General features: G+C 69.6%; 4 protein-coding genes. All 4 read right to left on the bottom strand.

Annotation, left to right across the window (positions count from 1 at the left end):
- Positions 1 to 169: 169 nt before the first annotated feature.
- Positions 170 to 2,722 carry an autotransporter outer membrane beta-barrel domain-containing protein gene (locus tag RWO33_RS19030; protein ID WP_314106860.1) on the bottom strand — a complete coding sequence of 851 codons (2,553 nt, stop codon included), beginning with the start codon at positions 2,720 to 2,722 and terminating at the stop codon, positions 170 to 172.
- A 185-nt stretch (positions 2,723 to 2,907) separates the two neighbouring features.
- Positions 2,908 to 4,293, bottom strand: coding sequence for an FAD-linked oxidase C-terminal domain-containing protein (locus RWO33_RS19035; RefSeq protein ID WP_314106862.1), 1,386 nt, complete (start codon positions 4,291 to 4,293; stop codon positions 2,908 to 2,910).
- Positions 4,294 to 4,338: 45 nt separating this feature from the next.
- Complete coding sequence (locus tag RWO33_RS19040; RefSeq protein WP_314106864.1) at positions 4,339 to 4,716, bottom strand: YraN family protein; 378 nt, start codon at positions 4,714 to 4,716, stop codon at positions 4,339 to 4,341.
- A gap of 5 nt (positions 4,717 to 4,721) precedes the next feature.
- Positions 4,722 to 5,142 (bottom strand): penicillin-binding protein activator (locus RWO33_RS19045; protein WP_314106866.1); only part of this gene is annotated, 421 nt, incomplete at its 5' end.

The following is a 5,142-nucleotide window of genomic DNA, read 5'->3' on the forward strand; positions in this document are numbered from 1 at the left end:
CTGTTTCACCGCCGCGGCGACGCAACGCGCCGCCATCGAGGCGGTCGCGCTGCGGCTGGCGTTGCCCTTGACCCGCATCGGCGACGTGGTCGCGGGCCAGGGCGTCACCACCGGCAGCGACACCCCGGGCCCGCAGGGCTACGAGCACTTCACCGAGCTGTAGCGCGGACTACCAGCGATACGCAAGGCCCAGGCGCGCGCCGCGTTCGCGGAAGCCGCCGTCCCCGCGCATGACGCCGACGCCGCCCCACGCGGACACGCCGTTGCGCCATTCCGCCTGCGCGCCGGCATCGAGCGCGTAGCGGTCGCGCGGCGTGCTGGTGCCCAGCGCTTCACCGTCGAACGCCACGCCGCCAAGGCTGCCTTCGCGGTACCAGTTGGCGGCCAGGTAGGGCCGTGCCTGGCGCACGCCGCCCGCGACCGCCTCGCCCTGCAGGCGCAGGCCGAGTCGTCCCGACAGGCCGGCATTGCCCAGGCTGCGCAACTGGGTGCCGTTGGCCTCGCGGTGCAGGTCGGTGGACGCATCGGTATGGATCAGCTGAAGTTCGGGTTGCAGGCCCAGCGCCATGCGGCCCAGCTGGCCCACGCGGATCCGGTAGCCCGCTTCCAGCGAGGATTGCAGCACGGTGGCGTCGTAGCGTTCGGTGGCGAGCCCATCGCCCTCGACGCGGTTGGCGAAGCGGCCGTGCTGCACCGAGGCGTCCACGAACACCGACTCGTTGTCCCACTGGGCGTAGGCACCCACCGCGCCGCCGACCACCGTGCCGCGGGCGCTGTAGCCGGTGATGGACGAGCGCGAGCGCGCCTGCGAGCGCGCGGCGGAGAGCATCACGCCGACCCGCCCGTGCTCGGCAAACGCGGCGATGTCCGTGCCCAGCTGCAGTCGCGACCGGTCGACGGTCAGCTCGATCTGGTCTGCGACCGAGGGCAGGCGGCTGTGGCGGCTGTCCACCGCCGCCCAGCTACGGCTGGTGTCGGCGCCGGTCGGGTTGCGGTCGCGTGCGCCGTGACGCAGCAGGTGGTGCAGCGCGAACTGATTGGCCAGGTAGGCGCCGGTTTCCGGGCGCAGGACCGGCGGCGGCGCGACTGGATCGGCCGGCTCGACCGGATCTGCCGGATCAACCGGATCGACCGGATCGACTGGATCGACTGGATCGACTGGATCAACCGGATCAACTGGATCAACTGGATCAACCGGATCAACTGGATCAACCGGAGCAACTGGATCAACCGGATCAACCGGATCAATCGGATCAATCGGATCGACTGGATCAATCGGATCGACCGGATCGACCGGATCAACCGGATCAACCGGGTTGCACTGCGGCAGGCTGGGATCTGCGTCGCACGGGTCCGGCGCGGCCGCCTGCGAACGCAGGTACCAGCTGCCGTCGCCGCCCTTGAACAGGAAATAATCGTATTGGCCGCCGACGGCACGGCCGACAAGATCGAACACGGCGCTGGAGGTGCCGCCCACATGGATGAGCTCGATGCCCTCGTCGGTCCTGGCACCGGCACCGCCTGCGTTGAGCACGCGCACCCAGGCCTGGCCGGTTGCGTCGCCGGCGATGCGCAACCGGTCGGTCGCGGTGTGGTCATCGCCCAGCACGGTGTTGAAGAACACGGTGCCGCCGTTGCCGACGAACTCGTCGACCGACAGCGTGTTGAAGTACGTGCCATTGCCCAGCGCCAATGTGCCGCGGCTGTCCAGCTGCAGGCGACCGACACTGCTGTCGCCGGTGAGCAGCCAGCTGCTGCCGGTGCCGAGCTGCACGGAAGACACCTGGGTAAACCGGCCTTCGATGCGTGCATCGTTCTGCAGCACCAGGTCGATGCGCGCACCGGCGGCGCTGTCCTCCAGGCGGATGTCGCCCTGCAGGCGGGCGTTGTCGACCACGACATTCACCTCCGGCCCGCCGGCCCGGGTTTCGACCGGTGAGTTGTACACGCGCAGCAGGTGGCCGTCGCCGCCGGTGAGCCGCGCACCATTGGCGATGCGCACGCCATAGGTATGCTGCGCGTTGTGCACCTCGATCGCGGCGCCGCGGCCGGACTGGATCGTAGAGGCGTCCACCACCAGGCTGGCATCGTCCGCGTTGTCGTGCAGCATCACGCCCACGTTGCCGGCGTCGATGTGCGAGCCGTTGCCCATCGCGACGTGACCTGCGCCCTGGCTGATGCCGATGCCGTAACGCGGCTGGTCAGGTCGGTCCACCACGCGGATCGTGCTGGCATCCAGCGTGACACGCGCCCGATCATCGCGGTTGAGCATGACGATGCCGATTGTATTGACGGACTCCGGGGTATCTTCGCCAATGGTCAGCGCGCTGTACTGCAGGGACACGTGGGAGTCGCCCCACACCTTGATACCCGCGTTATCGATGCGCGAGTAACTGGCCAGCAGCTCCGAGCCACTGCGCAGCGTAACCGTCGCATGATCGAAGGGGCCACGTTCCACACGCGCATTGAACAGCATGACCAGGCTGCCCCCCGTGGCGTCGATGCTGTAGGCGTTGGCGCCGTTGACACGCAGTTCCGCGCCATTGGTCAACGTCCAGAGTTCCCTGGCGTCGCCGTACACGACCTCATGGAAGGCGTTGTCCAGTTCGCCGGCCGCAAGCGGCGCGGTGGTCAGGCCGGCCATGGCCATGGCAAGTCCACCCACGAGCGGACGCAGTGCGGGAATGCGGCGACGCGCGTCGCCGGAGGAGAGATTCGTCATGCGGGGATCGAGTATCAAGGCGGTTGTCCAACGGGCGACAAGAATGCGCAGCCCGACCAAGGGGACCCATGCAAAGAGTTGCAAACGCGCACGCCGCCGTTGCGGGTGGACGCGGGGTCCGCCCGTTTACGCGCCGGAAGCGGCGGTGGCAGTGTCGGGTATGGCGCACACACGTGCGCCGTGCATCACACCGGCGGCAATACCTTGCCCGGATTGAGGATCCCGTCAGGATCCAGTGCGTGCTTGATCGCGCGCATCGCGGCCAGGGTGGCCGGGGTAAACGCCTGCGCCATGAAATCGCGCTTGGCCAGGCCGATCCCGTGCTCGCCCGACAGCGTGCCGCCCAGGGACAGGGTCAGCGCGAAGATTCGTGGCAGCGCGGCGTGGGCGCGTGCGTTTTCGTCGGCATCGTCGGGGTGGTAGAGGATGTTGACGTGCAGGTTGCCGTTGCCGGCGTGGCCGAAGGTGACGATGGTCAATGCGTACTGCTGCGCCAGCGCCTGCACCCCGGCGACCAGGTCGGGGATGCGTGACACCGGTACCACCACGTCTTCGTTGATCTTGCCCGGTGCGATGCTGCGCAGCGCCGGCGACAGTGCCTTGCGCGCTGCCCACAGCGTCTCGCGCGCGCTGCCTTCCATCGCCACGTCCAGCGCCAGCATGCCGTCGCCTTCGGCGGCCGAGGCCAGGGCCTGCAGCAGGTAGGGCAGGGTGTCGTGGTCGCCGTCGGCTTCCACCAGCAGCATCGCGCCCGCCTCGGGAACCTCCGCGCCATTGCGGCGCAGCAGTTCCAGGCTGCGTGCGTCCATGAACTCCAGCCGGGTCGGTACCACCGGCTGCGCCATCAGCCGCGACACGCCTGCGGCGGCCGCATCGGCATCGCGGTAGAGCACGCGCAGGCCGGCCTGGGTCACCGGCAGTGGGGTCAGCTTCAACGTGGCTTCCACGATCAGCGCCAGCGTGCCTTCGCTGCCGACCAGCAGGTGGGTCAGGTCATAGCCGGTGGCGTCCTTGGTGTAGGCGCCGCCGCACTGGATCAGCTCGCCGGCGCCGGTGACCGCCACCAGGCCGAGCACGTTGTCGCGGCTGGTGCCGTACTTCACCGCGCGCGGGCCGCCGGCGTTGCAGGCCAGGTTGCCGCCGATGCTGCAGATGTCGGCACTGGAGGGATCCGGTGCCCAGAACAGGCCATGTGTGGCCAGCGCGTGCTGCAGGTCGCCGTTGAGCACGCCCGGCTCCACCACCGCGCAGCGGTTGCCCGGCTGGATGTCGAGGATGCGGTTCATGCGCGCGAACGACAGCACGATGCTGCCGTTGACCGGTACCGCCGCCCCGGTGGTGCCGGTGCCCGCGCCCCGTGCCACCACCGGCACGCCATGCGCGCGGCAGGCGCGCACGATCTGCACCACCTGGTCACGGTCGCGCGGCAGGGCCACGCCATCGGGCAATGCATGCCGCCACGAATTGTCCTGCGCATGTGCGGCCAGCGCGGCGGGATCGGTGCGCCAGCCGTCCTCACCCAGCAGGCTGAGCAGGGTCGCTGAAAATGCGGCAGGCAAGGTCATGGTCATTACAGGTTCCCGGTAGCGCCGGCCGTTGGCCGGCCGTCCAGATGATCAAACAAAGCCGCAATCTTCCAGCCGGAACGCATCGCGCAACCAGTTCAGCCGGGGCGGTTCGCCACTGGCTTCGACCACGTCGAACCGGCACGGCTGCTGCGCCAGCTCCGGGTGCGACAACAGGAACAGGCGTGCCGCCAGCACCAGCTTGCGCCGCTTGCGCAGGTCCACCGAGGCCGCACCGCCGCCGTAGCGGGCATCGGCGCGGTAGCGCACCTCGACGAACACCGTGGTGCCGCCATCGCGCATCACCAGGTCCAGCTCGCCGCCCTTGTAACGCACGTTGCGGGCGAGCGGGCTCAGCCCGGCGCTGCGCAGGTGGCCAAGCGCGGCGGTTTCCACCGCGGCGCCCCGCTGTGCACGTGCGCTGGGCACCGTGCTCAGTTGCTGCTGGCCACCGGCATCGGACGGCCACCGCTGAAGGTCGACCAGGCCGGAACCCGCAGCACGTTGCCATTGCTGTCCAGGAACAGCGTGCCGGTGGCGCCGGCCAGGCCGCCCTCGTTGGCGACCTTGTCCAGGTAGGCGCTGATCTTCCAGGCGTCGAAGCCGAAGGCGAACAGGCGCCCGGCCGCGCCGCGTGCGGTCGGCAGGATCTGTGCGGTGGTGCTCGCCGACGGCAGGCCCGCCACGCCGCGCACGTTCCAGGCTTCGTTCGGGTAGACGATGCCGTCCAGGGCCATGTCTTCTTCCGGCTTGCCGGTGCCCAGGGTGAGCTGCGAGGTGCCCACGCGGGTGGCGCCGCCGACACCGGCCAGCGCCAGCTGCGGCGCCAGCGCGCGCGCCTGCGGGGCCTTCACC

Origin of the sequence: uncultured Stenotrophomonas sp. (assembly GCF_963519925.1) — a bacterium.
Lineage (GTDB): Bacteria > Pseudomonadota > Gammaproteobacteria > Xanthomonadales > Xanthomonadaceae > Stenotrophomonas > Stenotrophomonas maltophilia_AE.